Annotated in this window: 33 protein-coding genes; 19 read left to right on the top strand and 14 right to left on the bottom strand. The window is 74.5% G+C overall.

All coding sequences use genetic code 11. From position 1 onward, the window contains the following. The first annotated feature begins 146 nt into the window (after positions 1-146). The gene (locus ACI79I_RS05070; protein WP_456991185.1) at positions 147-1,001 is read left to right on the top strand and encodes a HipA family kinase; all 855 of its coding nucleotides are present in this window, start codon (positions 147-149) and stop codon (positions 999-1,001) included. Further along, on the top strand, positions 998-1,390 hold the full coding sequence (locus tag ACI79I_RS05065) for a DUF3037 domain-containing protein (RefSeq protein WP_456991184.1): 393 nt from the start codon (positions 998-1,000) through the stop codon (positions 1,388-1,390). Before ACI79I_RS05070 ends, ACI79I_RS05065 begins: the two co-directional genes overlap by 4 nt. An 11-nt stretch (positions 1,391-1,401) precedes the next feature. Here the strand turns inward: ACI79I_RS05065 and ACI79I_RS05060 are convergent, their stop codons facing one another. From ACI79I_RS05060 to ACI79I_RS05030, 7 genes are all read right to left on the bottom strand, one after another. Then, positions 1,402-1,773, bottom strand: coding sequence for a nuclear transport factor 2 family protein (locus ACI79I_RS05060; protein WP_456991183.1), 372 nt, complete (start codon positions 1,771-1,773; stop codon positions 1,402-1,404). Positions 1,774-1,885: 112 nt separating this feature from the next. Beyond that, the gene (locus ACI79I_RS05055; protein WP_456991182.1) at positions 1,886-2,179 is read right to left on the bottom strand and encodes a 4a-hydroxytetrahydrobiopterin dehydratase; all 294 of its coding nucleotides are present in this window, start codon (positions 2,177-2,179) and stop codon (positions 1,886-1,888) included. 79 nt (positions 2,180-2,258) lie between these two features. Beyond that, the gene (locus ACI79I_RS05050; protein WP_456991181.1) at positions 2,259-2,969 is read right to left on the bottom strand and encodes a phosphoadenylyl-sulfate reductase; all 711 of its coding nucleotides are present in this window, start codon (positions 2,967-2,969) and stop codon (positions 2,259-2,261) included. Beyond that, positions 2,966-3,139 (bottom strand): hypothetical protein, encoded by a 174-nt coding sequence (locus tag ACI79I_RS05045; protein ID WP_456991180.1) that lies wholly within the window; start codon positions 3,137-3,139, stop codon positions 2,966-2,968. Before ACI79I_RS05045 ends, ACI79I_RS05050 begins: the two co-directional genes overlap by 4 nt. 10 nt (positions 3,140-3,149) lie before the next feature. Further along, positions 3,150-4,820 (bottom strand): nitrite/sulfite reductase, encoded by a 1,671-nt coding sequence (locus ACI79I_RS05040; protein WP_456991179.1) that lies wholly within the window; start codon positions 4,818-4,820, stop codon positions 3,150-3,152. A gap of 236 nt (positions 4,821-5,056) precedes the next feature. Continuing rightward, positions 5,057-5,608, bottom strand: a complete 552-nt coding sequence (gene cysC / locus ACI79I_RS05035) for an adenylyl-sulfate kinase (RefSeq protein ID WP_456991178.1) — start codon at positions 5,606-5,608, stop codon at positions 5,057-5,059. Positions 5,609-5,658: 50 nt separating this feature from the next. Next, a complete protein-coding gene (locus ACI79I_RS05030; RefSeq protein WP_456991177.1) occupies positions 5,659-6,141 on the bottom strand; it encodes an RrF2 family transcriptional regulator in 483 nt (160 codons plus the stop codon). 26 nt (positions 6,142-6,167) lie between these two features. Here ACI79I_RS05030 and ACI79I_RS05025 point away from each other — a divergent pair, with 26 nt between their 5' ends. Beyond that, positions 6,168-6,929, top strand: coding sequence for a (deoxy)nucleoside triphosphate pyrophosphohydrolase (locus ACI79I_RS05025; protein ID WP_456991176.1), 762 nt, complete (start codon positions 6,168-6,170; stop codon positions 6,927-6,929). A gap of 78 nt (positions 6,930-7,007) precedes the next feature. On the opposite strand, the gene ACI79I_RS05020 is transcribed toward ACI79I_RS05025, so the two are convergent. Beyond that, entirely contained in the window at positions 7,008-7,178 is a 171-nt protein-coding gene (locus tag ACI79I_RS05020) for a CsbD family protein (protein ID WP_456991175.1), read from the bottom strand. Between the two features lie 352 nt (positions 7,179-7,530). Here ACI79I_RS05020 and ACI79I_RS05015 point away from each other — a divergent pair, with 352 nt between their 5' ends. The 7 genes from ACI79I_RS05015 to ACI79I_RS04985 all read left to right on the top strand — a co-directional run bounded on the left by ACI79I_RS05015 (position 7,531) and on the right by ACI79I_RS04985 (position 14,769). After that, on the top strand, positions 7,531-9,147 hold the full coding sequence (locus ACI79I_RS05015) for a peptide ABC transporter substrate-binding protein (protein ID WP_456991174.1): 1,617 nt from the start codon (positions 7,531-7,533) through the stop codon (positions 9,145-9,147). Between the two features lie 146 nt (positions 9,148-9,293). Next, positions 9,294-10,217: an ABC transporter permease gene (locus tag ACI79I_RS05010; protein WP_456991173.1), complete on the top strand. Its 924-nt coding sequence runs from the start codon at positions 9,294-9,296 to the stop codon at positions 10,215-10,217. Continuing rightward, complete coding sequence (locus ACI79I_RS05005; RefSeq protein WP_456944391.1) at positions 10,210-11,181, top strand: ABC transporter permease; 972 nt, start codon at positions 10,210-10,212, stop codon at positions 11,179-11,181. Before ACI79I_RS05010 ends, ACI79I_RS05005 begins: the two co-directional genes overlap by 8 nt. Beyond that, positions 11,178-12,230 carry an ABC transporter ATP-binding protein gene (locus ACI79I_RS05000; RefSeq protein ID WP_456991172.1) on the top strand — a complete coding sequence of 351 codons (1,053 nt, stop codon included), beginning with the start codon at positions 11,178-11,180 and terminating at the stop codon, positions 12,228-12,230. The genes ACI79I_RS05005 and ACI79I_RS05000 overlap by 4 nt, the downstream gene beginning before the upstream one ends. Continuing rightward, positions 12,223-13,371, top strand: coding sequence for an ABC transporter ATP-binding protein (locus ACI79I_RS04995; protein WP_456991171.1), 1,149 nt, complete (start codon positions 12,223-12,225; stop codon positions 13,369-13,371). Before ACI79I_RS05000 ends, ACI79I_RS04995 begins: the two co-directional genes overlap by 8 nt. Positions 13,372-13,477: 106 nt before the next feature. Next, positions 13,478-14,368 (top strand): N-acetyl-1-D-myo-inositol-2-amino-2-deoxy-alpha-D-glucopyranoside deacetylase, encoded by an 891-nt coding sequence (mshB, locus tag ACI79I_RS04990; protein ID WP_456991170.1) that lies wholly within the window; start codon positions 13,478-13,480, stop codon positions 14,366-14,368. Then, complete coding sequence (locus ACI79I_RS04985; RefSeq protein ID WP_456991169.1) at positions 14,365-14,769, top strand: hypothetical protein; 405 nt, start codon at positions 14,365-14,367, stop codon at positions 14,767-14,769. The genes mshB and ACI79I_RS04985 overlap by 4 nt, the downstream gene beginning before the upstream one ends. On the opposite strand, the gene ACI79I_RS04980 is transcribed toward ACI79I_RS04985, so the two are convergent. Next, a complete protein-coding gene (locus ACI79I_RS04980) occupies positions 14,726-15,478 on the bottom strand; it encodes a GNAT family N-acetyltransferase (protein ID WP_456991168.1) in 753 nt (250 codons plus the stop codon). The genes ACI79I_RS04985 and ACI79I_RS04980 overlap by 44 nt on opposite strands. A 161-nt stretch (positions 15,479-15,639) precedes the next feature. On the opposite strand from ACI79I_RS04980, the gene fdxA reads away from it, so the two are divergent. Further along, entirely contained in the window at positions 15,640-15,966 is a 327-nt protein-coding gene (gene fdxA, locus ACI79I_RS04975; protein ID WP_344689634.1) for a ferredoxin, read from the top strand. Further along, positions 15,963-17,084 (top strand): succinyldiaminopimelate transaminase, encoded by a 1,122-nt coding sequence (dapC, locus tag ACI79I_RS04970; RefSeq protein WP_456991317.1) that lies wholly within the window; start codon positions 15,963-15,965, stop codon positions 17,082-17,084. Before fdxA ends, dapC begins: the two co-directional genes overlap by 4 nt. A 28-nt stretch (positions 17,085-17,112) precedes the next feature. On the opposite strand, the gene ACI79I_RS04965 is transcribed toward dapC, so the two are convergent. Next, on the bottom strand, positions 17,113-17,799 hold the full coding sequence (locus tag ACI79I_RS04965; protein WP_456991167.1) for a hypothetical protein: 687 nt from the start codon (positions 17,797-17,799) through the stop codon (positions 17,113-17,115). 99 nt (positions 17,800-17,898) lie between these two features. Here ACI79I_RS04965 and ACI79I_RS04960 point away from each other — a divergent pair, with 99 nt between their 5' ends. After that, the gene (locus ACI79I_RS04960) at positions 17,899-19,032 is read left to right on the top strand and encodes an alpha/beta fold hydrolase (protein WP_456991166.1); all 1,134 of its coding nucleotides are present in this window, start codon (positions 17,899-17,901) and stop codon (positions 19,030-19,032) included. A 31-nt stretch (positions 19,033-19,063) separates the two neighbouring features. Here the strand turns inward: ACI79I_RS04960 and dapD are convergent, their stop codons facing one another. Beyond that, positions 19,064-20,038 carry a 2,3,4,5-tetrahydropyridine-2,6-dicarboxylate N-succinyltransferase gene (dapD, locus tag ACI79I_RS04955; RefSeq protein ID WP_456991165.1) on the bottom strand — a complete coding sequence of 325 codons (975 nt, stop codon included), beginning with the start codon at positions 20,036-20,038 and terminating at the stop codon, positions 19,064-19,066. A gap of 137 nt (positions 20,039-20,175) precedes the next feature. Here dapD and dapE point away from each other — a divergent pair, with 137 nt between their 5' ends. From dapE to ACI79I_RS04925, 6 genes are read left to right on the top strand one after another with little or no spacing between them, the layout of a single operon-like run. Continuing rightward, positions 20,176-21,276, top strand: a complete 1,101-nt coding sequence (gene dapE, locus ACI79I_RS04950; RefSeq protein WP_456991164.1) for a succinyl-diaminopimelate desuccinylase — start codon at positions 20,176-20,178, stop codon at positions 21,274-21,276. Positions 21,277-21,288: 12 nt separating this feature from the next. Beyond that, positions 21,289-22,122 (top strand): LOG family protein, encoded by an 834-nt coding sequence (locus tag ACI79I_RS04945; RefSeq protein ID WP_456991163.1) that lies wholly within the window; start codon positions 21,289-21,291, stop codon positions 22,120-22,122. 12 nt (positions 22,123-22,134) lie between these two features. After that, the gene (locus ACI79I_RS04940) at positions 22,135-22,500 is read left to right on the top strand and encodes a DivIVA domain-containing protein (RefSeq protein WP_456991162.1); all 366 of its coding nucleotides are present in this window, start codon (positions 22,135-22,137) and stop codon (positions 22,498-22,500) included. Continuing rightward, positions 22,493-22,951 (top strand): SRPBCC family protein, encoded by a 459-nt coding sequence (locus ACI79I_RS04935; protein ID WP_456991161.1) that lies wholly within the window; start codon positions 22,493-22,495, stop codon positions 22,949-22,951. The genes ACI79I_RS04940 and ACI79I_RS04935 overlap by 8 nt, the downstream gene beginning before the upstream one ends. Beyond that, positions 22,932-23,642 carry a DNA alkylation repair protein gene (locus ACI79I_RS04930; protein WP_456991316.1) on the top strand — a complete coding sequence of 237 codons (711 nt, stop codon included), beginning with the start codon at positions 22,932-22,934 and terminating at the stop codon, positions 23,640-23,642. The genes ACI79I_RS04935 and ACI79I_RS04930 overlap by 20 nt, the downstream gene beginning before the upstream one ends. Before the next feature lie 46 nt (positions 23,643-23,688). Beyond that, positions 23,689-24,513: a MerR family transcriptional regulator gene (locus tag ACI79I_RS04925; RefSeq protein WP_456991160.1), complete on the top strand. Its 825-nt coding sequence runs from the start codon at positions 23,689-23,691 to the stop codon at positions 24,511-24,513. 10 nt (positions 24,514-24,523) lie between these two features. On the opposite strand, the gene ACI79I_RS04920 is transcribed toward ACI79I_RS04925, so the two are convergent. Genes ACI79I_RS04920 through ACI79I_RS04910 form a run of 3 tightly spaced genes read right to left on the bottom strand, consistent with a single transcriptional unit; the run spans position 24,524 to position 26,053 of the window. Next, positions 24,524-24,856 (bottom strand): hypothetical protein, encoded by a 333-nt coding sequence (locus ACI79I_RS04920; protein ID WP_456991158.1) that lies wholly within the window; start codon positions 24,854-24,856, stop codon positions 24,524-24,526. A 4-nt stretch (positions 24,857-24,860) separates the two neighbouring features. After that, positions 24,861-25,601 (bottom strand): cytochrome c oxidase assembly protein, encoded by a 741-nt coding sequence (locus ACI79I_RS04915; RefSeq protein ID WP_456991157.1) that lies wholly within the window; start codon positions 25,599-25,601, stop codon positions 24,861-24,863. Continuing rightward, complete coding sequence (locus ACI79I_RS04910; protein ID WP_456991156.1) at positions 25,598-26,053, bottom strand: DUF2243 domain-containing protein; 456 nt, start codon at positions 26,051-26,053, stop codon at positions 25,598-25,600. The genes ACI79I_RS04915 and ACI79I_RS04910 overlap by 4 nt, the downstream gene beginning before the upstream one ends. Between the last annotated feature and the right edge of the window lie 2 nt (positions 26,054-26,055).

The raw sequence follows: 26,055 nt of genomic DNA, 5'->3' as shown, positions 1-26,055 counted from the left end.
GGTCCGTCCCGGGGCCCGTCCCTCGGTCATGGCCCCAGTCTGCCGTGGCCCGGCCCGTGGACCGCGCCGCCGCCCTCGTGCTCGCGGCGCCGACCGGCGTCCGGCGCCGCGACGTCCCGGCGTGATCCCGTAGGTTGGGGCGCACTGTGCTGCCCGCCGTCACCGCCACCCGCTACGTCGTCCCGCTGCGCGAGGGTGGCTCGCTGCCCGGTCTCATGGAGGCCGACGACTTCGGCACCTACGTGGTCAAGTGGCGGGCCGCCGGGCAGGGCATGAAGGTCCTGGTCGCCGAGGTGGTCTGCGCCGAGCTGGCCCGCGCGCTGTCGCTGCCGGTGCCCGCGCTGGTCACCGTGGACGTGGCGCCCGAGCTGGCCGTGGGGGAGCCCGACCCCGAGGTGCAGGAGCTGCTGCAGCGCTCGGCCGGGGTGAACCTCGGCCTGGACTACCTGCCGGGGGCGCTGGACTTCGAGGCCGGCGTCGCCTCGGTGGCGCCGGAGCTGGCCGGCCGGGTGCTGTGGTTCGACGCGCTCATCGGCAACGTCGACCGCTCGTGGCGCAACCCCAACATGCTGTTCTGGCACGGCCGCCTGCAGCTGATCGACCACGGCGCGGCGCTCACCTTCCACCACAACTGGCCCGGGGCCGCCGCCGCGGTCGCCCGGCCCTACGACGCCGGCCAGCACGCGCTGGTCGAGTGCGAGCCGCGGGTGGCCGACGCCGACGCCGCCCTCGCGCCGCGGGTCACCCGGCCGGTGCTCGAGACGGTGCTGCGGCAGGTGCCCGACGAGTGGCTGGAGGGTCCCACCCCGGAGGAGGGCCCGGACGCCGTCCGCACCCGCTACGTCGACCAGCTGCTGGCCCGGCTGGCCGCCCGGGACGCGTGGCTGCCGCCGCTGGTGGCCACCGCCGCCGCGGGCGGGACGCGCCGCACGGCACGCCGTGGCGAGAACCGGCCGTCGTGGCTGGGCCCTCCGCCGCCGGAGGGGGTCACGCAGCGATGAGCCGGGACACCTTCGAGTACGCGGTGCTGCGGGTGGTGCCGCGCGTCGAGCGGGGGGAGGCGCTCAACGCCGGGGTGCTCGTCTACTGCCGGCAGCGCGACTACCTGGGGTCCCGCGTCCACCTCGACGTGGCGCGGCTGCGGGCCCTGGACCCCACCGCCGACGCCGACGCGATCCGCCAGGCGCTGCAGGCGGCCGCCGACGTCTGCGCGGCCGACCCCGCCTCCGGCGCGGCCGGCCGCGAGGCGCTGGGCTCCCGGTTCCGGTGGCTGACCGCTCCGCGCAGCACCGTCGTCCAGCCCGGCCCGGTGCACACCGGCCTCACCGAGGACCCGGACGCCGAGGCCGACCGGCTGCTGCGGCTGCTGGTGCTCCCCGTCGAGACCTGAGACCGCCCGGCTCAGGCCGGGGGGAGCGGGCCGAAGAAGCCGACGATCCGGCGCAGCGCCCCCGCGCCGTCCAGCTCGCCGAAGTCGGTCCCCTCGAGCGCGACCGAGCCGTCGGCGGCGACCATCCGCCAGCCGAACCGCACGTAGCCGTCGTGCTCGTCGACGCCGCTGACGACGTCGATGTGGGCGCCCGGGTTCTCCTCCTGGAAGGACCCGATCAGCGCCGCCAGCCCGTCGCGCCCCTCGACGCGGGACAGCGGGTCGCAGTAGACGCCGTCCTCGGCCCAGCACGTCTCCAGCAGGGTCCGGCGCGCGGTCGCGTCGGGCTCCCGCCACGCCGCGGCGTACTTCTCGACGGCCGCGCTCCCCACGGTCAGCGTCACGCCCGGCACGCTAGGGGGACCGGCGGCGCCGTCGGCAGGGGCCAACGACCCGGCTCCGCCCCTCCCGGGCGCCGCCCCGAGCCCGAGCGGGGTGGGGGCAGGAGGCCCGCCGTCAGCCGGGGAGGAGCGCGTCGATCCGGCGGGCCAGCTCCAGGTCGAGCTCGGTCACCCCGCCGGCGGAGTGGGTGGCCAGCGTCAGGTGCAGGGTGCGCCAGCGCAGGTCGACGTCCGGGTGGTGGTCCATCTGCTCGGCGACGAAGCCGATGCGCACGATCGCGGCGACGGCGTCGGGGAAACCGGGCAGCTCGACGCTGCGCCGGATCCCCGCGCCGTCCCCGCTCCACAGCGGCAGCCCGGCGAGGGCGGCGGCCAGCTCGTCGGGGGACAGCAGCGGCGGTCGGGGCACGGCGGTCAGTGTGCCGCGCCCGGCGGCCTCGCCGCAGGGTCCGCGGCGCGCGGAGCGGGGGGTGGGACGAGGCCGTCCGTCAGAGGTGCAGGCCGCACTCGGTCTTGGTGCGCCCCGCCCAGCGGCCCGCGCGCGGGTCCTCGCCCGGGGTCACCGGACGGGTGCAGGGCGCGCAGCCGATGGAGGCGTAGCCGATCTCCTGCAGCGGGTTGACCGGCACCCGGTGCGCGGCGATGTAGGCGTCGACGTCGTCCTGGGTCCAGGCGGCCAGCGGGTTGACCTTCACCATGCCGCGCTTGGCGTCCCAGTCGACGAGCCGGGTGCCCGCACGGGTCACCGCCTCGTCCCGGCGCACGCCCGAGCCCCACGCCACGTAGCCGGCCAGCGCCTCCGCCAGCGGCCGGACCTTGCGCAGCGAGCAGCACAGGTCGGGGTCGCGCTCGTGCAGCCGCGGGCCGTGCTCGGCGTCCTGCTCGGCGACGGTCTGCGGCGGGGTGACGTTGACCAGCGTGATCGGCAGGACGCCGCTGATCCAGTCGCGCGTGCCGATGGTCTCGGCGAAGTGGTAGCCGGTGTCGAGGAAGACCACGTGCACGCCGGGCACCGCCCGCGAGGCCAGGTGCGCCAGCAGCCCGTCGGCCATGGACGACGTGATCGCGAAACCGTCCCCGAAGGTCTCCCCGGCCCACCGCAGCACGGCGAGGGCCTGCTCCACCGGGTCGGTGATGCCCTCGAAGCGGGCGTCGGCCTCTCGGGCGAGCTCGGGGGTCGGCGCGATCGCGGTCGTCATGGGTGCTGGACTCCTGTCCCGGTCAGCCGGACGGTGAAGGTCCGCAGGCAGGCGGCACAGTGCCACTCGCCCGCGTCCCCGTGCGGGGTGAGCTCCTCGTCCCCGCAGTACGGGCAGAAGAACACCGGCAGGTGCCGACGGCTTCCGCCGCCCGCCTCCTCCTCCGTCACAGCAGCCCCGTCACAGCAGCCACGACTCCTCGGCCCGCGCGACGTAGGCGGCGAAGCCCTCGCCGTCCTCGCGCCGCTGGAGGTACCCGCGCAGCACGCGCTCGCAGTAGTCGGCGGTCTCGGCCTTGGTGACCTTGTGCCCGCGGAACTTGCGGCCGAAGGAGGCCTCGGTGCCGAGGTGGCCGCCCAGGTGCACCTGGAAGCCCTCGACCATCTCGCCCGAGTCGTCACGGACCATCGAGCCCTTGAACCCGATGTCGGCGGTCTGGAACCGGGCGCAGCTGTTGGGGCAGCCGTTGACGTTGATGCCGATCGGCACGTCGAAGTCCGGCAGCCGCTTCTCCAGCTCGGCGTAGAGGTCCTGGGCGTGCTGCTTGGTCTCGACGATCGCGAGCTTGCAGTACTCCAGGCCGGTGCAGGCCATCGTGCCGCGGCGGAACGCGCTCGGCCGGACGAGCAGGTCGTGCTCGGCCAGCGCGGCGACCAGGTCCTCGACCCGCTCGTCGGGCACGTCGAGGATGACCATCTTCTGCTGCGTCGTCGTCCGGGTCCGCCCCTGCCCGTACTCCTCGGCGAGGTCGGCGATCCGGGTCAGCACCGTGCCGCTGATCCGGCCGGTGCGCAGCGCGAAGCCGACGGCGTTGCGGCCGTCCTTCTGCCGGGCGACGCCGACGTGGTCGCGCGTGGCGTGCTTCGGGGGCGCCGCCGCCGGGCCGTCGGGGAGCGGCTGGCGGAGGTACTCCTCCTCCAGGACCTGGCGGAACTTCTCCGGGCCCCAGTCGGCCATGAGGAACTTGATGCGAGCGCGGTTGCGCTGCCGGCGGTAGCCGTAGTCGCGGAAGATCGAGGTGCACGCCGCCCACACCTCGGTGACCTGGTCGGGCCGGACGAAGACGCCGACCCGCTGGGCGAACATCGGGTTGGTCGACAGGCCGCCGCCGACCCACAGGTCGTAGCCGGCCTCACCGGCCTCGTTGCGGACGCCGACGAAGGAGACGTCGTCGATCTCCGGCTCGGTGCAGTGGTCGACGCAGCCGGACATCGACGTCTTCCACTTGCGCGGCAGGTTGCTGAACTCCGGGCTGCCGACGTACTTCGCGACCGTCTGCGCCATGACCTCGCTGGCGTCGAGGACCTCGTCCTCGAGGACGCCGGCCAGGGGGCAGTTGAGCATCCCGCGCGGGGTGTCGCCGCAGGCCTCGGTCGTGGTCAGCCCGACCGCCTCGAGCCGCCGCCAGATCTCCGGGACGTCCTCGATGCGGATCCAGTGGTACTGGATGTTCTGCCGGTCGGTGACGTCGGCGACGTCGCGGCCGAACTCGGTGCTGATGCCGCCGATGGTGCGCAGCTGGGCGCTGGTCAGCGACCCGCCGTCGGTCCGCACCCGCATCATGAAGTAGGAGTCCTCGAGCTCCTCGGGCTCGAGCACGGCGGTCTTGCCGCCGGGGATGCCCTGCGCCCGCTGGGTGTAGAGGCCCATCCAGCGCATGCGCCCGCGCAGGTCGCTGGGGTCGATGCCGCCGAAGCCGGTGTGCGCGTAGATGTCGAGGATGCGCTGACGGACCTCGAGCCCGTCGGAGTCCTTCTTCATCCGCTCGTTCGGGTTGAGCGGCTCCCGGTAGCCCAGCGCCCACTGGCCCTGGCCTCGCTGCGGGCGGTTGCTGGTGCGGGGGGTGGTCACGAGGGCACTTCCTTCTGCGCCGTCCGTCCGGGCGCTGGCACCGGGACGGGGAGGGGCGCTGCCAGATCGGGAGGTCGCAACCGGGGGCTGCGAGGGGACCGCGGTGTCAGCGCGCGGCGCGACAGATTGCGCTGCTCACCAGCGCGAGGTCGACGTGACGGCGCGCGACGAGGAACAGTCCGCGATCAGTCACGCCCTCCATGGTCCCACACGCGGGCGCACCCGCGGGCTGTGACTCAGGAGACAGGGGCGGCGGCCCCGTCCATGGCGTCGCGGATGCGGGCGACGGACTCGGCCAGGGGCGTGACGGAGGTGTCGATGACCAGCTCGGCGCGCGCCGGCGGCTCGTACGGGTCGTCGATCCCGGTGAAGCCGGGGATCTCCCCGGCCCGGGCGCGGGCGTAGAGCCCCTTGACGTCGCGGTCCTCGCACACCTCCAGGGGGGTGGAGAGGTGGACCAGCACGAACCGGCCGTGCTGCTCGACCAGCGCCCGGGCCTCCTCGCGAGCCGCCTCGTAGGGGGCGATGGCCGCGACGACGACCGTCCCGCCGTGCTTGACGACCTCACCGGCCACGAAGCCGATCCGCCGGATGTTGAGGTCGCGGTGCGCGCGGGAGAAGTCGAGCTCGCTGGACAGGTGGGTGCGCACGACGTCGCCGTCGAGGACGGTGACCGGTCGTCCCTCGGCCTCGAGGTCGGCGACGAGGGCGTCGGCGATCGTGGACTTCCCCGCGCCGGACAGCCCCGTGAGGAACACGGTGACGCCGCGCTGCTGCGTGCCTGCCATGCCGCCAGTCTCGCCCAGGGACCGGGAACGCCGCGGACCCGGGCGGGGGGTCACTCGGGGCGGTCCTCGGCGAAGGACCGCCACGCCTCCTCGAGCGCGGCCAGCTCGGCCACCGGGCCCGGCAGCTTGCCGGCGACCACGTCGGCGAGGGTGACCTCCTCCAGCACCCGCCGGTAGGCCTCGCGGGCCGCGACCCACACCGACGCCAGCGGGGCGGCGGTCCCCGGGTACTCGACGTCCTCGGGCCGCTGGCCGTGCACCTCGGCGAGGAAGCCCTGCTCGACGCGCATGACGCGCGCGATGGAGACCTCCTCCGGCGGCAGGGCGAGCCGGTAGCCGCCCTCCCGGCCGCGCTGACTGGTCACCAGCCGGGCGTGCTGCAGGTCGCCGAGGATGGACTGCAGGAACCGGCCGGGGATGTTCTGCGCGGTGGCGATGCGGTCGCAGGTGAGGGCGCCGGGCGCCGCGGCGGCCAGCTCGACGGCGGCACGGACGGCGTAGTCGACCCGGGCGGTGATGCGCACGACAGCCATCCTGCACTGTCTGGGAGGGTGTGCCGGTGTCCCAGCTGCGATTCACCACCCTGGTGGAGGCGCCGCTGACCGTGTCGTTCGACGTCGCCCGCTCCCTGGGCCGTCCGTGGCGGGTGCCGCTGGAGGAGGTCGTCTCCGTCCGGCCGGTGCGGGACGTGTACGCCGTGGCCCCCGGTCGCGGGTGGCGGTGGCTCACCCACTCCCGGCGGTTCACCGCGACCGCCGCCGGCACGCTCGTCGACGAGCAGGTGGACTGGGCGACCGCCCTGCCGCGGCCGCTGGGCCGGGTGCTCGACCGGCTGCTGCGCCGGCGGGTGCTGCGGTCGATGCAGGCCCACCTCGACGCCTACGCCGCGGCCGCCGCCCGGCGCGCGCTCGACGTTGTCCAGGTGGTGGGGGCCGCGCTCGTCGAGGGCGACCGGGTGCTCGTGGCGCAGCGCTCGGGCGGCCCCTACGACGGGTTCTGGGAGTTCCCCGGCGGCAAGGTCGAGCCGGGCGAGGACGACCTCGCCGCGCTGGTGCGCGAGATCGGCGAGGAGCTCGGGGTCGTCGTCGTGCCGCAGGCCTTCGTGGGCGAGGTGGTCCTGGACGGCGTCGTCGCCGGGGGGCTGCCGGGCGCGTCGACGCTGAGGGTGTGGTGGGCGCGGATCGCCGCGGGGGAGGAGCTCACCGCGCACGAGCACGCCGAGCTGCGCTGGCTGACCGCCGACGAGCTCGAGGCGCTGGACTGGATCCCGGCCGACCGCCCCCTGCTCCCGGCCGTGCGGGCCCTCCTCGCCCGCCCCTGACACGCCGTGGACGCCGTCCCGGGAGGGACGGCGCCCACGGCGCAATTGCCTGAACGGCCCCACTGCGGGGCCCTCCTCCTACTTGAAGACGTCCTTGACCTTCTCGCCGGCCTGCTTGAGGTTGCCCGACGCCTGGTCGGCCTGGCCCTCGGCCTTCAGGTCGCGGTCGCCGGTGGCGTCGCCCGCGGCCTCCTTGCCCTTGCCGGACAGCTCCTCGGCCTTGTTCTTCATCTTGTCGATGCCGCTCATGCCGGACTCCTCTCGTCGGTCGGGTGGTGTGCTACCCCGACCGGGCGATCCCGACACCCGGCCCACGACTCGGTGTAAGTGTTCCGGCCAGATGTGACGTGAGCCGTAAACCCTGCGGTGGAGGGAGGGGGTGGCCCGCGCAAGCGGGATTCCACCCTGTGAGATCCTGAGCCGAGGTCACAAGTCGGTGACGGTCGTGGACGCTCTTCGCGGGCCCCGCCTAACGTCGCCCGACGTACCGGCCAGACTCGGTACCTGTCCGCACGACCACCGGCTGTCCGGCCGCAGGCGCTGGACGCTGGCCAACCAGTCCGTTCCCCCCGCGCCGCGCGGGACGAGGGAGGCATTGCACGTGAAGTTGAGCAAGCGCTCTGCTGCGCTCATCGCGACCGGGTTGTCCGGCGCGATGCTGCTGTCCGCCTGTGGCGGCGACGACGAGGGCGGCGGCTCCGGGGCCAGCGCCGACGGCGGCACCTTCAGCATGTACATCGGCGAGCCGGAGAACCCGCTCGTCCCCGGCAACACCACCGAGAGCGAGGGCGACCAGGTCGTCAACTCGCTGTGGACGGGTCTGGTCAAGTACTCGCCCGAGGGCGAGGTCGAGTTCACCGGTGTCGCGGAGTCGATCGAGTCCCAGGACAACCAGAACTGGACGATCACGCTGAAGGACGGCTGGACCTTCCACGACGGGACGCCGGTCGACGCGCAGTCCTTCGTCGACGCGTGGAACTACACCGCCAACCCCGCGAACGCCCAGGACGGCGGCTCGTACCTGTCCCGCATCGCCGGGTTCCAGGAGCTGCAGGACGGCGCCGCGCAGGAGCTCTCCGGTCTGGCCGTCGTCGACGACCGCACCTTCACCGTGCAGCTGAGCCAGCCCTTCTCGCAGTGGCCGGCGGTCGTGGGCTACAACCCCTTCTACCCGCTGCCGGACTCCTTCTTCGAGGACCCGGAGGCCTTCGGCACCCGGCCGATCGGCAACGGCCCGTTCCAGGCCGAGGAGGACTTCGTCCCCGGTGAGGGCGTCACCCTGACCCGGTACGACGACTACGCCGGCGACGACAAGGCGCAGGCCGCGTCGGTCCAGTACATCGTCTACGCCGAGGTGGGCACCGCCTACACCGACGTCCAGGACGGCAACCTCGACATCGTCGACGTCATCCCGCCGGACGTGATCGACTCGGCGCGCGACGAGTTCGGTGACCGGTTCATCGAGACCGAGTCCTCGCAGATCACCTACCTCGGCATGCCGACCTACGACCCGCGCTTCGCCGACAAGCGGGTCCGCCAGGCCATCTCCATGGCCGTGGACCGGCAGGCGATCAGCGACGCGATCTTCAGCGGCACCCGCGCCCCGGCGGACTCCTTCATCCCGCCGGTCCTCGACGGCTACCGCGAGGGTTCCTGCACCTACTGCACCCTCGACGCCGACCGGGCCAACCAGCTCCTCGACGAGGCGGGCTTCGACCGCAGCCAGCCGATCGAGCTGTGGTTCAACTCCGGTGCCGGCCACGACGCCTGGATGGAGGCCGTCGGCAACCAGCTCCGGCAGAACCTGGGCGTGGAGTTCGTGCTCCAGGGCAACCTGGACTTCGCCGAGTACCTGCCGCTGGGTGAGGAGAAGGGCTACACCGGCCCGTTCCGGTACGGCTGGAGCTTCGACTACCCGAGCGCCGACAGCTACCTGACCCCGCTGTTCAAGCCGGAGTCGTTCCCGCCGCTGGGCTCGAACTACTCCTTCTACGACAACCCGCAGTTCAACGACCTGGTGCTCCGTGGCGACCAGGCGGCGACGACCGAGGAGGCCATCGCCGACTGGCAGGCCGCCGAGGACCTCCTCGCCGAGGACATGCCGTTCGTCCCGATGTTCTTCACCGAGATCCAGTCGGTCACCTCGGAGAACGTCGACAACGTGCGGCTCGACCTGTTCCAGCGGGTGGTCGTCTCCGAGGTCACCGTCACCAGCTGACCCCACCCGCAGGACCCGCACCACCCGCCGGGGGCGCCCGTTCTGACCAGGACGGTCGCCCCCGGCGGCGCGCGTGCCCCGTACCGGGCACGATGGAACCCGTGTCACCGGAGGGCCTGCGGTGACACGACGACCCGAGGGGGAACATGGGCCGCTACGTCGCGCGCCGCCTTCTGCTCACCATCCCGGTACTGCTCGGGGCGTCGTTCCTGATCTTCGCGATGGTGTACGCGCTGCCCGGCGACCCGATCCGCGCCCTGGGCGGTGACCGGCCACTCTCGCCGGCCGTCGTCGCCGAGCTCCGCGAGCGGTTCCACCTCGACGAGCCGCTGTGGTCCCAGTACTGGGAGTACCTGAAGAACCTGTTCCAGGGCGACCTGGGCACCGACTTCCGCGGCCGGCCCGTCCTCGACACCATCGAGCGGACGCTGCCGGTCACGATCGAGCTCACCATCGTCGCCGTCGTCTTCGAGGCGGTCATCGGCCTCATCGCCGGTGTGCTGGCGGGCATCCGCCGCAACAGCTTCTTCGACAACCTGGTGCTGGTCTCGACCACGCTGATCGTCTCGATCCCGATCCTGGTGCTGGCCTTCGTCGCCCAGCTGCTGTTCGGCCTCGAGCTCGGCTGGTTCCCCATCGCCGGCACCCGCGAGGGCCTCTACAGCTACATCCTCCCGGGCCTGGTGCTGGCCTCCGGCTCGCTGGCCTACGTCGCCCGGCTCACCCGCACCAGCGTCGCGGAGAACCTGCGCGCCGACTACGTCCGGACGGCGAGGGCCAAGGGCCTGCCCAACCGGACGGTCATCGTGCGGCACACCCTCCGCAACAGCCTGATCCCGGTGGTCACCTTCATCGGCGCGGACATCGGCACGCTGCTGGGCGGCGCGATCGTCACCGAGTCGGTGTTCAACCTGCCCGGCATCGGGCGGGAGGTCTTCGACTCCGTCCGGTCCCAGGAGGGCGCGGTCGTCGTCGGCATCGTGACCCTGATGGTCTTCTTCTTCATCTTCTTCAACCTGGTGGTCGACGTGCTCTACGCCGTCCTCGACCCGAGGATCCGCTATGACTGATCAGCAGCAGATGGACCTGCGGCATGACGAGGTCGAGGCCGGCACCACCACCGGGCTGGCCAGTCCGTCGGTCGACGTCACCGAGGCCCGGCAGAACAGCCTGTGGAGCGACGCCTGGGGTGAGCTGCGGCGCAACCCGCTGTTCTGGATCGGTGCCCTGCTCGGGCTGCTCTTCCTGCTCATGGCGATCGTCCCGCAGCTGTTCGCCCGCGGTGCCGACCCGCGGGCCTGCGACCTGGCCAACTCCAAGGCGCTGCCCTCGGCCGACCACTGGTTCGGCTTCGACACGCAGGGCTGCGACTACCTCGCCAACGTCGTCTACGGCGCCCGCAACTCGCTGATCATCGGGGTCTTCGCGGTCCTCGTCGTCCTCGTGCTCGGCGTGATCGTGGGGGCCATCGCCGGCTACTTCGGCGGCGCCACCGACGGCGTCCTGTCCCGGATCGCCGACATCTTCTACGCCCTGCCGCTCATCCTCGGCGCCCTGGTGCTGCTGCGCGTCGGCCCCTCGACCGACCTGCCGATCATCAGCGACCGGGGGCCCGGGGCGGTCGCCCTCGCGCTGGCGCTGTTCGGCTGGATGACGGCGATGCGGCTGGTCCGCTCGCAGGTCATCGCGGTCAAGAGCTCCGACTACGTGGCCGCGGCGCGGGCGATGGGCGCGTCGAACAGCCGGATCCTGGTGCGGCACATCCTGCCCAACGCCGTCGCGCCGGTGCTGGTCTACACGACCATCACCATCGGCGTGCTCATCGCCGCGGAGGCCACGCTGACCTACCTCGGTGTGGGGCTGCAGCGGCCGGCGATCTCCTGGGGGCTGCAGATCGAGGCCGGGCAGGAGTCGATCCGCAGCGCCCCGCACCTGGTGCTGTTCCCCAGCATCGTCCTGACCCTGACCGTGATGGCCTTCATCATGATGGGCGACGCGCTGCGCGACGCCCTGGACCCGAGGCAGCGCGCATGACCCGACCCGACCTGTCCTCCAGCACCGCCGCGGCGCCCGCGGTGGGCGCCCCGGTGCTCGAGGTCGACGACCTCCACGTCGAGTTCCGCACCCGCTCCGGTGTGGTCAACGCCGTCAACGGCGTGAGCTACAGCCTGGCGGCGGGGGAGACCCTCGCCATCCTCGGCGAGTCCGGCTCCGGCAAGTCGGTCTCCGCGCAGGCGATCATGGGCATCCTCGACAGCCCGCCCGCGGTCATCACCGGCGGCGGCATCTGGTTCGACGGCAAGGACCTGCTCACGCAGTCCCCCGAGGAGCAGCGGAGGGTGCGCGGGCCGGGGATCTCGATGATCTTCCAGGACGCGCTGTCGTCGCTGAACCCCGTGTACAGCGTCGGCTACCAGATCGGCGAGATGTTCCGCGCCCACCGCGGGATGTCGAAGAAGGACGCCAAGAAGCACGCGGTCGAGCTGATGGACCGCGTGCGCATCCCGGCGGCCGCCTCGCGGGTCGACGACTACCCGCACCAGTTCTCCGGTGGCATGCGCCAACGCGTCATGATCGCCATGGCGATCGCCCTCGACCCCCGCGTGCTCATCGCCGACGAGCCGACCACCGCCCTCGACGTCACGGTGCAGGCGCAGGTCATGGACCTGCTCAAGGACCTGCAGCGGGAGACCGGGATGGGGCTCATCCTCATCACCCACGACCTGGGCGTGGTCAACGAGGTGGCCGACAACGTGGCGGTCATGTATGCCGGGCGGATCGTCGAGCGGGGCACCGTGGACGACGTCTTCTCCAACCCGGCGCACCCCTACACCGACGGGCTGATGAGCTCGGTGCCGCAGGTGGAGGCCAAGGGGGGCCGGCTGCGGCCGATCGCCGGCCAGCCGCCGAACCTGGCCGCCATCCCCGGCGGCTGCCCCTTCCACCCGCGGTGCTCGCGCCGTCGGCTGGGTGCCGCCGCGGCCCCCGGCCGGGAGTGCGCCACCGACGTGCCGCCGCTGCGCCTGGTCGTCCCGGGCCGCGAGGCGGCCTGCCACTACAGCGAGGAGGTCCTCGGTGTCTGACGACAGCTCCGGGAGCATCGCAGCGAGGAACGAGCGAGGAGCGGACCGGAGCGCGGAGTCGGACCGGACGACGGTGTCCGACGACCTGCCCACCGGCGCCACCGCGGCGACCGCGGCCCGGCACGGCGCCACCGGCGAGACGCTGCTGGAGATCCGCGACCTGAAGAAGCACTTCCCGCTCACCCAGGGGGTCGTCTTCAAGCGGACCATCGGCCACGTCCGGGCCGTGGACGGCGTCAACCTGACCATGCGCCGGGGTGAGACCGTCGGCCTGGTCGGGGAGTCCGGCTGCGGCAAGTCGACGGTGTCCAAGCTGCTCGTCGCGCTGGAGAAGCCGACGGCGGGGTCGATCGTCTACAAGGGCCGCGACGTGGCCAAGCTGGGCGGTCGGGCGCTCAAGGACTACCGCCGCGAGGTCCAGATCATCTTCCAGGACCCGTACGCGTCGCTGAACCCGCGGATGACCGTGGGCGACATCGTCGCCGAGGGCTGGTCGGTGCACGCCGACGTGGCCCCGAAGAAGGGCCGGCTGCAGCGGACCCAGGAACTGCTCGACCGCGTCGGCCTCAACCCCGACTACGTCAACCGCTACCCGCACCAGTTCTCCGGCGGCCAGCGGCAGCGCATCGGCATCGCGCGGGCGCTGGCGCTGCGGCCGGAGATCATCGTCTGCGACGAGCCGGTGTCGGCCCTCGACGTCTCGGTGCAGGCCCAGGTGGTCAACCTGCTCGAGGACCTGCAGGACGAGTTCGGCCTGTCCTACCTGTTCATCGCCCACGACCTGTCGGTGGTGCGGCACATCTCCGACCGGGTCGCGGTGATGTACCTCGGCAGCATCGTGGAGGAGGGCACCGACGAGCAGGTCTACACCTCGCCGTCGCACCCCTACACGCAGGCGCTGCTGTCGTCGGTGCCGCTGCACGAGCCGGCGCTGCGCGGGCAGAAGGACCGGATCCTGCTGCAGGGCGACGTCCCCAGCCCGGCCAACCCGCCCTCGGGCTGCCGGTTCCGCACCCGCTGCTGGAAGGCCCAGGACATCTGCGCGGAGGAGGCCCCGGCGCTCGTCGACCGCGGCCAGGGCCACCCGTCGGCGTGCCACTTCGCCGAGGCCCGCATGGTCGTGCCTGTCGACGCGGAGTGAGCGGCCTCCTCGCGATCATGGAGCCCGGGAGTGGACCCGCCGTCGGCTGGCGGGGTGTCGCATCCGGGACCTCATGATCGCGGAGGCTCAGGGAGAATGCCTCGCCGTGACCGCTGACCGCCGCCTGCTGCTCGTGCACGCCCACCCCGACGACGAGACGATCAACAACGGGGCCACGATGGCTCGTTACGTCGCCGAGGGGGCGGCGGTCACGCTGCTCACCTGCACACTGGGTGAGGAGGGCGAGGTCCTCGTCCCGGAGCTGGAACTGCTGGCCGCCGACCACGCCGACCAGCTCGGCGGCTACCGGATCAGCGAGCTGCGGGCCGCCATGGAGGCCCTCGGGGTCACCGACTGGCGCTTCCTCGGCGGCCCCGGCCGCTACCGGGACTCCGGGATGATGGGGACGCCGGCCAACGACAAGCCCCGCGCGTTCTGGAGGGCCGACCTCGCCGAGGCGGTCGCGTACGCGGTCGCCGTCGTCCGCGAGGTGCGACCGCAGGTCGTCGTGACCTACGACGAGAACGGCGGCTACGGCCACCCGGACCACATCCAGGCCCACCGCGTGGCCATGGGGGCGGTGGACGCCGCCGCCGACCCCGCGTACCGCCCCGACCTCGGGGAGCCGTGGCAGGTCGCCAAGGTGTACTGGTGCTGCATGCCGCGGTCGGTCCTGCGCGAGGGCATCGAGGCGATGCGCGCGCTGGGGGAGGCCTCGCCCTTCGACGACCTCGGCGACGTGGAGGAGGTGCCCTTCGCCGTCCCCGACGAGCAGGTCGCCGCCGCCGTCGACGGACGGGCGTACGCCGCGCAGAAGGACGCCGCGATGCGGGCCCACCCCACCCAGATCACCGTCGACGGCCCGTTCTTCGCACTGTCGAACAACCTCGGCCAGGAGGTCCTGGGGACCGAGTACTACCGGCTGGTCCGCGGCGAGCGCGGCCCGGTCGGGCCCGACGGCAGGGAGGACGACCTGTTCGCCGGCCTCTCCGGATGATCCGGCGCACGGGGGCCGCGCTGCTGGTCGCCGCGGTCGCCGGGTGGCTGGCGCTGGTGGAGGTGTTCTGGCTGCCGTTGCGGGTGGCCGGCGTGCCGGTGCCCGTGTCGGTCGTGGCGGCCGTCGCCGGCAACCTGCTCCTCGTGCCGCTGGCGGCCCGGTTGACGGGGTCCCGTGTGGCGGCGGCGCTGCCGGCGCTGGTCTGGCTCACCGTCGCCGTCGCGGGCAGCATCCGCCGTCCCGAGGGTGACCTGCTGATCACCGGCGGCGGGTTCGCCGGCTTCGTCAACCTCGCCTTCCTGCTGCTGGGCGTGGTCGCCGCCGCCTTCGCCGTGGGTCGGGTGCTCGCGGCGCCGGTCAGCCGGGCGCGTACCGGTAGTGGTAGCGGTGGTGCTCGATGAAGCCGGCCTTCCGGTAGAGGGCCCGGGCGGGGGCGTTGTCCGACGCGACCTGCAGGTACACCCACTGCGCCCCACGCTGCGCGCCCCAGCGCTGGAGCGCGGCCATGACGGCGGTGGCCAGGCCTCGGCGCCGGTGCTCCTCCTCGACGGTGACCGCGGCGACCCCCAGCCACCCGTCGGTGAGCACGCCCCGCGCGACGGCGGCCAGCGGCGCCGGCGACGGCTCCAGGCGCACCGAGGCGAAGACGACGTCCTCGGCGTTGGTGAGCACCGCGCGGGCCGACGCCGGCAGCGGCCGGCCGCGGTGGCGGTAGCCGGCCAGCCAGGCGTCGTCGGGCGCGGGGGAGAGGTCGACGGGGACGCCGTCCGCCGGCGGGACGGACAGCGGCGCGGTGAGCACGAGCACGTCCTCGTCCCGTTCCCACCCGGCGGCGGCGAACGCGGCGTCGGCGGTCCGGGACTGGCGGCCGGGCAGCATGGCGCACGGGCGCAGGCCGCGCTCGGCGTACCAGGCCGCGACGGCCACCACCGCGTCCGGCAGGGCTCTGCCGGGGTCGCCCACGACCAGGGCCGAGTTGGCCCGCCCGGTGAACCCGCCGCCCGCGCGCAGCAGCCACTCGCCGAGGGGCGCCTCCTCCGACCCGCGCCAGCCGCGTGCGGCGAGGCGCTCGAGGCCGGCGACGTCGAGGGGCGAGCGGCTCTGTCCCATGGCCTGATCCTGCGTCCCGCACCGGCGGGCTCCCTCCGCGGGGTGCCCGGCAGGCCACCCGTCGCGCTCGGTGCCCGGGGGACGGGCCATACTGATCGCGCGAACGACGACCCCGGCGTGCCCGGCGGTCACTGCCTGCGCGTCCCCGGGAGGGAACCTCCGTGACCTACGTCATCACCCAGCCCTGCGTCGACGTCCTCGACAAGGCGTGCATCGACGAGTGCCCGGTGGACTGCATCTACGAGGGCGACCGGATGCTCTACATCCACCCCGACGAGTGCGTCGACTGCGGTGCCTGCGAGCCCGTCTGCCCGGTGGAGGCCATCTACTACGAGGACGACGTCCCGGACAAGTGGAAGGACTTCTACAACGCCAACGTGGAGTTCTTCTCCGACCTGGGCAGCCCCGGCGGCGCCGCGAAGACCGGCAAGATCGCCAAGGACCACCCGCTCGTGGCCGCGCTGCCGCCCCAGGCGGAAGGGCACTGACGACCACCGTCGAGGGGACGGCGGCCGGCCGGCTGCCGGACTTCCCCTGGGACTCACTGGCCGGTGCGCGGGCCAAGGCGGCCCGGCACCCCGGCGGCGTCGTGGACCTCTCCATCGGGACGCCGGTCGACGACACCCCTGAGGTGCTCGCGGCGGCGCTGGCCGGTGCGGGCAACGCCCCGGGCTACCCGACCGCGCTGGGCACCGCCGACCTGCGCACGGCCGCGGCGGAGTGGCTGCGGCGCCGGCTGGGCGTCCACCTGGCCGACCCGCTGGGCGCCGACCCGTCGGTGATCCCGACCATCGGCTCCAAGGAGCTGGTCGCGCTGCTGCCCACGATGCTGGGCCTGCGCGGCGGTGGGAGCGTCGTCGTCCCCGAGGTCGCCTACCCCACCTACGAGGTGGGCGCGGTGCTGGCCGGCCTGGCCGTGCGGCGCACCGACACGCCGCCGGACGACGCGACCGGCATCGTGCTCGCCTGGCTGAACTCGCCGGGGAACCCGCACGGGCGGGTGCTCCCCGACGAGCGGCTGCGCGCCTGGGTGGAGTGGGGCCGGGCGCACGGCATCCCGGTGGTCGCCGACGAGTGCTACGTCACGCTGGGCTGGGACGTCACGCCGCGGTCGATCCTGCACCCCGAGGTCGCCGGGCCCGACCACACCGGCCTGCTGGCCGTGCACTCGCTGTCCAAGCAGTCCACGGCGGCGGGGTACCGGGCCGGGCTCCTGTCGGGCGACCCGGCGCTGGTGCGCACGGTGTGGGAGGTCCGCCGCCACCTCGGGCTGCTCGTGCCCACCCCCGTCCAGGCCGCCATGACCGCCGGGCTGGCCGACGACGCGCACGTCGACGAGCAGCGGGAGCGCTACCGCGCCCGTCGCGAGCAGCTGGCCGCAGCGGTCCGCGAGGCCGGTGCCCGCATCGACCACTCCGAGGCCGGGCTCTACCTCTGGGTCAGCCGGGACGAGGACTGCTGGACGACGATCGACTGGCTGGCCGGGCTGGGGATCGTCGCCGCCCCGGGCGTCTTCTACGGCCCGGCGGGGGCGCGGCACGTGCGGATGGCGCTGACCGCCACCGACGACCGGATCGCCGCCGCGGTGGAGCGCCTGGCGGGCTGAGCGCCGGGGGCGCCCGGTGGCGGGAGCCTCAGCCGCAGGTCAGGTCGTCGACGCCCAGCGCGCCCGCGAGCTCGACGGCCATGCCCTCGTGCTTCTGGTACGCCTCGGGGAAGCCGCTGCGCTGGACCAGCTGCGCCGCGTCGGTCAGTCGGCGGGTCTCCCACCCGGGCACCTGTACCAGGCCGTCGTAGAACTTGCCGGCCGCGTAGACCGGGTCCTGCACCTGCGCCGGTGTGCCCCAGCCCTGCGACGGGCGCTGCTGGAACAGGCCGAGGGAGTCGCGGTCGCCGTAGTCGAGGTTGCGCAGGGCCGACTCCTGCATGGCCGTGGCCAGGGCGATGACCACGGCCCGCTGGGGCAGGCCGCGGTCGTACCCGACCTGCGCGATCGTCCGGGCGTTGGCGACCTGCTCGCCGGTGAGCGTGAGGCCGGTCGCGGGCAGCCGGCACTCGGCGGTCGCCATGGGGGCGTCCTCGTCGCCGGCGGTCGCCGACAGGGCGACGAGCACGATCACGGCGAGCAGCGCCGCGAGCCAGGCCCAGGAGGCCGCCGTCCGGCCGCGTCCGCCACGGGCCGGGGCGCGCCCCGCCGACGCCGGACGCCGTTCCCGGGAGGGCCGCCGTCCCGACGAGGGGCGCCGGGTCGGCCGCCGGGCCGCGGCCGGGCGGCGGGCCGCCGGCGACCGCTGCACCGTCCCGCTCCGCCCGCTGGTCATCTGGTCGACTGTAGGTGCCGATCCTGGACACGCGGTGGTGTCGCGGCGAGGTGTCCGTCGCTAGCGTGTCGGCGCGCCGACGCCCCGTGAGGAGACCCGATGAGTGACGCCCTGCTGCCCGGCACCACCGCCACGCGCGTGCCGACCCCGCGGCTGACCCAGAACGTGCTGCACCCCGACGGCGTGGACCTGGCCGGCCCGGGCGAGACGGTGCTGTTCGTGCACGGCAACGTGAGCTCGTCGCTGTTCTGGCAGCAGCCGCTGCTCGCGCTGGCCGAGACGGGCCGCGTCAAGCCGATCGCGGTCGACCTGCGGGGCTACGGCGACACCGACCCGCTCCCGATCGACGCCCGCCGCGGGGTGCGCGACTGGGCCGACGACCTCGCTGCGCTGGTCGAGACGCTGGGGCTCGACCGGGTGCACCTGGTCGGCTGGAGCATGGGGGCCGGCGTCGTCCTGCAGTACCTGCTGGACGCCCCCGAGCGGGTCGCCTCGGTGGCGCTGGTCGCGCCGGTCTCCCCGTACGGGTTCGGCGGCACGGCGGGCCCGGAGGGACGGCGGCTGTCCGAGGACGGGGCGGGCGCCGGCGCCGGGGCGGCCAACCCGGCGTTCGTCGCCGCCCTCGCCGCCGGGGACACCACGGCCGACGAGCCGACCAGCCCGCGGTCGATCCTGCGCGGGTTCTACGTCGCGCCGGGGTCCCTGCCGCTGGACCCCCAGCTCGAGGACGTCTTCGTCACGGCCATGAACAGCACCCGCACCGGTGAGGACCACTACCCGGGCGACGCCGCCACCAGCCCGACCTGGCCCGGGGTGGCGCCGGGCTCGCGCGGCGTGCTGAACACGATGGCGCCGACGGTGTTCGACCTCTCGGGGATCGTGGACCTGCCCGACAAGCCCCCGGTGCTGTGGATCCGCGGGGACGCCGACGCGATCGTCTCCGACGCCTCGCTGTTCGACCTGGCGCAGCTCGGCGCCCTGGGCGCGGTGCCGGGCTGGCCGGGCGAGGAGGTCTGCCCGCCGCAGCCGATGGTCACCCAGACCCGCGCCGTCCTCGACCGCTACGCGGCCGACGGCGGCGCCTACCGCGAGGTGGTGTTCCCCGGCGTGGGCCACTCGCCGCACGTCGAGCGCCCGCAGGAGTTCGTGGTGGCGCTGCTGGAGCACCTGAGCTCCCCGGCGGCCGCGCCGTCCAACACGCCGGAGACCCCCGGCCCCGGCGACATCGGCTGAGCGCGGCCGGTCTGCCGGTGGCGGGGTCCGCTCAGTTCTTGTGGAGCTCGGCGTTGAGGGCGCCCCAGTCGCCGTCCCGGGGGAGCGCCTCCAGCGCGCCGGAGACCGAGTTGCGGCGGAACAGCAACCCGTCGCGCCCGGAGAGCTCCGCGGCCTTCACCACGGAACCGTCGGGCAGGGTCACCCGCGAGCCGGCGGTCACGTAGCAACCGGCCTCGATGACGCACCTGTCGCCGAGGGAGATCCCGATGCCGGCGTTGGCACCGAGCAGGCACCCCGACCCGATCGAGATGACCTGCTTCCCGCCGCCGGAGAGGGTGCCCATGATCGAGGCGCCGCCGCCGATGTCGCTGTCGGCCCCGACGACGACGCCGGCGCTGATCCGGCCCTCGACCATCGACGGGCCGAGCGTCCCGGCGTTGAAGTTGACGAAGCCCTCGTGCATGACCGTCGTCCCCTCGGCGAGGTGGGCGCCCAGCCGCACCCGGTCGCCGTCGGCGATCCGCACGCCGGAGGGGATGACGTAGTCGACCATCCGCGGGAACTTGTCGACGCCGTACACGGTCACCTGGCCGTGGGCCGCGCGCAGCCGGTGCGCGTTGAACGAGGCCGCCTCGACCGGGCCGGCACTGGTCCACGCGACGTTGGTGAGCAGCCCGAAGACGCCGGTCATGTCGGCGCCGTGCGGGCGGATCAGCCGGTGCGACAGCAGGTGCAGGCGCAGCCAGACGTCGTGGGTGTCGACCGGCGGGGCGGACAGGTCCGGGATCACGGTGCGGACGGCGATCACCTCCACCCCGCGGGCCTCGTCGCTGCGCACCAGGCCGCCGTAGTCGGGGCCCAGCTCGCCGGAGAGCTCCAGCGCGCCCAGGCGGGTGGTACCGGCGACCGAGCCCTCGGGGGCGCCCAGGCGGGGCTCGGGGTACCACGTGTCGAGCACCGTGCCGGAGGGGGTCACGGTGGCCAGGCCGGCAGCGACGGCGGAGAGCGGGGCGGCGTTCGTCACGGGGACGACGCTACCCAGCACGCAGCCGCACCCGGTCGGCGGCGGGGACGCACCTGGGGGTGAACGGTGCGGAACCATCCGGCTACGTGGCGCGCTGCGGCGGCCCGCCCACCACGCCGCCCGTAGGCTCGGTGGCCGTGAGTGACCTGCCCGCGCTCGACCTGTCCGCCGACGTCCTCTCCCTCACCCGCGCGCTCGTGGACACGCCGTCGGTGTCGGGGGACGAGGCGGCGCTGGCCGACGCGGTCGAGGCCGCGCTGCGCGCGCTCGGCGGCCTGGAGGTCGAGCGGGTCGGGGACGCCGTCCTGGCCCGGACCAGCCTGGACCGGCCCAGCCGGGTGGTCCTCGCCGGCCACCTGGACACCGTGCCGATCGCCGACAACCTCCCCAGCCGGGTCGAGGACGGGCGGCTGTACGGCTGCGGCACCAGCGACATGAAGGCCGGCGACGCGGTCATGCTGCGGCTGGCCGGCCGGTTCGGCGTCCCCGGCGCCGCGCCGGCGCACGACCTCACCTTCGTCTTCTACGACAACGAGGAGGTCGAGGCGGTCAAGAACGGCCTCGGCCGGGTCGCCCGGGAGCGCCGGGGCTGGCTCTACGGCGACCTCGCGATCCTGCTCGAGCCGACCGACGGCGAGATCGAGGCCGGCTGCCAGGGCACGCTGCGGGCGGTGCTCGAGGTGCCGGGCCGGCGGGCGCACAGCGCGCGGAGCTGGCTGGGTGTCAACGCGATCCACGGCGCCGCGGGCATCCTCGCCACCCTCGCCGACTACCGGCCCCGCGAGGTCGAGATCGACGGCTGCACCTACCGGGAGGGGCTCAACGCCGTCCGGGTCGAGGGCGGTGTGGCGGGCAACGTCATCCCCGACGCCTGCGCGGTGACGGTGAACTTCCGCTACGCCCCCGACCGCGACGAGGACGCCGCCGAGGCGCACGTCCGCGAGGTCTTCGCCGACGCGGTCGCGGCCGGGGCCACCCTCACCGTCGTCGACAACGCCGGCGGTGCGCTGCCGGGCCTGTCCGAGCCCGCCGCGGCGGCCTTCGTCGCGGCCGTCGGCCGGCCGGCGCGGGCCAAGCTCGGCTGGACCGACGTCGCCCGGTTCGCCGCCTTCGGCATCCCCGCCGTCAACTACGGCCCGGGGGACCCGCAGCTGGCCCACACCCGCGAGGAACACGTCGTCGTCGACCGCCTGCAGCCGGCCGAGGACGCGCTGGTCGCCTACCTCTCGACTCCCTGAGGAGCTCCCACCATGACCGTCGAGTCCAACGGGGGACGCCGTCCCCGCCCGACCCGCCACCGCGGGCCGATCATGCTGCGGGGCGGGGAGCCCGACCCGCGGACCCAGGGGACGACGACCGACCAGCGGCTGCTGGACCGGCGTGGCCCGACCGACTGGGTGCACACCGACCCGTGGCGGGTGCTGCGGATCCAGAGCGAGTTCGTCGAGGGCTTCGGCCTGTTGTCGGAGCTGCCGCGCGCGGTGAGCGTCTTCGGCAGCGCCCGCACGCCGCGCGACTCGCCGCACTACGCCGCCGGGGTCGAGATCGGGGCCGCGCTGGCCCGGGCCGGCTACGCGGTGATCACCGGCGGCGGCCCCGGCGCGATGGAGGCGGCCAACCGGGGGGCGTCGGAGTCCGGCGGGCTGTCGGTGGGGCTGGGCATCGAGCTGCCGTTCGAGCAGGAGCTCAACGAGTGGGTCGACGTCGGCATCGCGTTCCGCTACTTCTTCGTCCGCAAGACGATGTTCGTGAAGTACGCGCAGGCCTTCGTCATCCTGCCCGGCGGGTTCGGCACCCTCGACGAGCTGTTCGAGGCGCTCACCCTCGTGCAGACGCGCAAGGTGACCCGCTTCCCCGTGGTCCTCTACGGCAGCGAGTACTGGTCGGGCCTGGTCGGCTGGATCCGCGACACGATGGTCCCGGCCGCGACCATCAAGGAGACCGACCTGGACCTGTTCACGGTCACCGACGACGTCGACGAGGTCGTGCGGGTCATCCAGGAGGCCGAGGCGGCCCGCCGGGCCGGCGAGGAGCTCGGCGGCATGCGCGCCGCACCGGTCGACAACGCCCCCAGCGACGCCTGAGGTCACCGCCCCGTGGTCTCCGCCGCCGTCTTCGTCCTCACCGTCCTGGTGGTCGGTGCGCTGGTGTTCCTCGCCGGCGCGCTGCTGCTCGGCCGGGGTGAGACGCAGCCACCCGCAGACCTCGACCGCTCACCGGTCGAGCTGCCCGACGACCGGCCGGTGACCGCGGAGGACGTGCGCGGACTGCGGATCTCGGTGACCGCGCGCGGCTACCGGATGACCGAGGTGGACTGGCTGCTCGAACAGCTCGCGCAGACCCTCGAGGAGCGCGACGCGGAGCTGGCCGCGCTGCGGTCCCGGCTGGAGTCGGTCTCCGCGCAGGGGGACGACGCGCCACCGCCCTCCACTGCAGCGAACGGAGCGCACGCCGATGCCTGAGCTGACCGAGACCGTCGACGTCGACGCCCCGCCCGAGCGGGTGTGGGCCGCGCTCACGGACTGGACCCGGCAGGGCGAGTGGATGCTGCTCACCGACGTCGCCACCGTGGACGGCGAGGCCACCGGGGTCGGCGGCCGGCTCGTGGCGCGGACCGGCATCCCCTGGCGGCGCGGCCGGCACCTGGGCGTGGTGGACACCATGGTGATCACCGAGTGGGACCCGCCCCGGCGCGCCGTGGTGCAGCACACCGGGCGGATCGTCCGCGGGCCGGGCATCTTCGAGGTGGCCCCGCGCGGGCAGCACGCCACCCTCACCTGGACCGAGCGGCTGTGGCTCCCGTTCGGCCTGCTGGGGCGGCTCGGCTGGCCGCTGGTGCGGCCGTTCGCGGTCGTCGGCGTGCGCCGGTCGCTGCGCCGGTTCGCCGCCTTCGCTGCCCACCACCCGGGATGACCGGGGCGGCGATCCGCGGCGAGCTGGCCGCGGCGGCCGACCCGGGACGCGCCGAGGGGATGGCCCGCTACTTCCAGGCGCGGCCGGGCGGGTCGGCGAGGGGGACCGCTTCCTCGGCATCGCCGTCCCGGTGCAGCGGCGGGTCGCCCGCCGGCACGCGGCGACGACGTCCCTGGCCGACGTCGAGGCCCTGCTCCGCAGCCCGCTGCACGAGGAGCGGCTGACCGCGCTGTTCGTGCTGGTCGAGCGGTTCGGCCGGGCCGACGCCGCCGGGCGCCGGGAGGTCGTCGACCTCTACCTGCGGTGCCGGGCGCACGTGGACAACTGGGACCTGGTCGACGCCTCGGCGCCGTACCTGCTGGGCGAGGTCGAGCCCGCCGTCCTGGACGAGCTGGCGGCGTCGGCGTCGGTGTGGGACCGCCGGATCGCCGTGATGGCCACGTTCGCCGCCGTCCGTGCCGGGCGGTTCGGGCCGACGCTGCACCTGGCCGACCGGTTGCTGGACGATCCGCACGACCTGGTGCACAAGGCCGTCGGGTGGATGCTGCGCGAGGTCGGCAACCGCGACCGGGCGGTGGCCGAGCAGTTCCTGGCACCGCGCTACCGCCGCATGCCGCGCACCATGCTGCGCTACGCGATCGAGCGGTACCCGCCCGACCGGCGCCGCGCCTACCTCGCCGGAGACGTCTGAGCGCCCGGCTTGACCCCGCCCCAGGGGCCGGCCGCAGGCTGCCGGTGTGGACGAGCACCTGCTGCGGGCCGGGGAGTTCCTCTCCCGCACCCGCCTGTCGCCCAAGGCCCTGCGGTTGTACGGCGCGCAGGGCCTGCTCGCGCCGGACCGGACCGACGCCCGGACCGGCTACCGCTGGTACGCCCCGGCACAGGTGGAGCGGGCCCGGCTGATCGGGCTGCTGCGGCAGGCCGGCATGCCGCTGGCGCACGTGCGGGCGGTGCTCGACCTGCCCCCGGCCGACCGCCTCGCCGCCGTCGACCGCTGGTGGGACGGCGTCGAGGCCGACCTCGCCCGGCGGCGGGAGCTCGTGACCCACCTGCACCGCCGGCTGGCCGGCGGGCCCGACACCCTGGAGGACACCGTGCACGACGTCGCGCTGCGCACCACCGACGAGCTCACCCTGCTGAGCACCCGGCGGACCACCACCGTCGACGGGCTCGACGCCGTCATCACCACCGCCCGGGAGGCGATCGAGGCGCACCTCGACGCCTCGGGAGCCGCCCGTGCCGGCGCGTTGCGGGTCGTCTACCACGGCATGGTCACCGAGGACAGCGACGGCCCGGTCGAGGTCGCCGTCCCTTTCACCGGAGTGGTCGAGCCGGTGGCCGACCTGCGCGTGCGCCGGCAGCCCGCCGGCCGGGAAGCGGTCACCGTGCTCGCGCGCGGCGAGGCGGAGTTCCCGCGCCTCCTCGACGCCTACGACGCCGTGGCCCGCTGGTGCGACGCCGCCGGCCTGCGCCGGGCGGGCAGCCCCGCCGAGGTCCACCTGACCGGCCGGGACGTCGACCCGGGGGAGCCGCACCTCGAGGTGGCCTGGCCGGTCGCCTGACCCGGCGTGGTCATCCCCGCTGCGAGCGGGCGAACTCCAGGGCCTCCCGTGCCAGCGGCAGGTCGGTGGCCGGCTCCCCGTCGGGGAGGGCGACCCACTCGCGGTAGGGCCGGCCGCGGCCGGTGCCGAACGGGCCGCCCCGGCCGTCGGCCAGCAGCCCGGACACCCGCGCCTCCGGCAGCTTGAGCACCACCGCGTCCCGGACGACCATCGCGAACGCCGCCCCGTCGACCTTCAGCGCTGCGGAGCCGAAGCGGCGCGGGCCGGCGGTGTCGGGCGGGGTCACGTCGGGCTCGCCGGCGAGGGCGTCGACGAGGGCGGCGAAGCGGTCGGCGGTCTGCACGCCCTCATGCTGGCGCGGGAGCCGCTCCCGCGGGGCGCCCGGCCGCGCGGGCGGCGGCACGCCTGACGTACCAGCGCCGCCACAGCACCGCGGCGACGGCGAGGGTCACGACCGTGCCGCCGTCGTTCATGAGCTGCGCACCCTCCGCGCCGTGCAGCACCCCGGCCGGCGGGTACGCGTAGAGCCACCTCGCCAGGACGTCGTGGGCGGCGGTGCCGGCAGCCAGCGCGCCCGCGCGGACCCCCACCCCCCGCGGGTGCGGCGCGGGGTCGACGGCGAGCACGGACGCGGTCGCCAGGTAGCCGCTGACCAGCAGGTGCAGCGACACCGCCGCCGCCAGTCCGGGCCGGTGCGCGGCGGCGGTGTGCAGGCCGGTGCCGTACAGCACCCACAGCCCCGCGGCGTGCAGGGGGACGGCGACCAGCGGGTCGGTCGCCCAGCGCGGCACCGGCGTGCGCAGTGCCCGCGTCAGCCGCCGGGCCCCGGTCACCGGCAGCGCCCGCAGGGCCAGGGTGACCGGCGCGGCCAGCACCAGGAGCAGCGGGGCGAGCATCCCGAGCAGCAGGTGCCCGGCCATGTGGGTGCGCAGGTCGCCGTGGGCACCGGCCAGTGCCGCGCCGACGACGGCCGCGGCTCCGCCGAGCAGCCAGGACGCCGTCCGGGCCAGCGGCCACGGCGACCGGCACCGCCAGCCGGCCGCCACGTACACCGCGCCGGCGGCCAGCGCGACGGCGAGCGCGGTCACCGGGCCGGCCGGCGACGGGCGCGCAGCAGCAGGACCGCCCCGGCGAGCAGCAGGAGCACCGCCCCGGCGTTCCACGCGAGGTCGTAGCCGGTGAGGTCCACGCCGTAGCGGACCTGGTGCAGCCGCAGCAGCTTGTGGTCGACCACGCCGTCCCACAGCTGGAAGCCACCGGCGCCGAGCAGGACCAGCGCCCACCAGCGCCCCCGGTCGAACGCGCCGCGGCGGCGCAGGTCGGCGGTCAGCGCGAGCCCCGCGACCACCGCCGAGAGGGTCAGCGCGTGCAGGACCCCGTCGGAGACCAGCCCGACCGCACCGCCGGCCCGGTCGTAGAGGTGGTGCCAGTGCAGCAGCTGGTGGAAGACGATCTCGTCGACCGCACCCATCAGGCCGGCGCCGACCAGCAGCCCCGAGGCCGTCAGCCGCCGGCCGGGCACGGGGGGTGCACCGGTCACCG

The organism is Geodermatophilus sp. SYSU D01105, from assembly GCF_054050095.1.
The sequence above is the reverse complement of the archived record's forward strand: the minus strand, read 5'-3'. Positions and strand labels throughout refer to the sequence as shown.